The organism is Pseudomonas sp. S37 (genome assembly GCF_016658545.1).
Taxonomy (GTDB): Bacteria; Pseudomonadota; Gammaproteobacteria; order Pseudomonadales; family Pseudomonadaceae; genus Aquipseudomonas.
The window spans coordinates 1-435 of record NZ_JACVZC010000239.1; the positions used below are offsets into that span (position 1 = coordinate 1).

Consider the following 435-nt stretch of genomic DNA (forward strand, 5'->3'; position numbering starts at 1 on the left):
GGTGCAGCGCGACTACACCTTCACCCACCCGCGCTACAACCACGAACACACCATGTACGCCAAGGACATGGGCAACCAGGGCAACGACTACGAGCGCTACCACTACCCCGGCCGGTACAAACACGACAACGCCGGCAAGCCGTTTACTCAGACCCGCGCCGACGCCCTGTTCGGTGATGCCCGCGTGGCCGAGGTCACTGGCGACGACGCGCGCCTGCAACCGGGTATCGCCTTTCAGCTGACCGGGCATGCCCGCGAAGACATGAACATCCTCTGGCGGCCGCTACTCATCAAGCATGAAGGCCGCCAGTTCACTTCACTGGAAACCCTACAGCCGACAGCCTTCATGCTGCTCTCCCAACACCCACTGCTGCCCCACTGCTGCCACAGCAGCAGCCCACCTCAACCTGACCCCGCAACCCCCCGCCCCACAGG

The 435-nt window shown here is 64.1% G+C and carries 1 protein-coding gene; it reads left to right on the forward strand.

The window, feature by feature from the left end; all coding sequences use genetic code 11:
• On the forward strand, nt 1–435 hold a 435-nt coding region (locus IAE39_RS29485), incomplete at both ends, for a contractile injection system protein, VgrG/Pvc8 family (protein WP_268934224.1).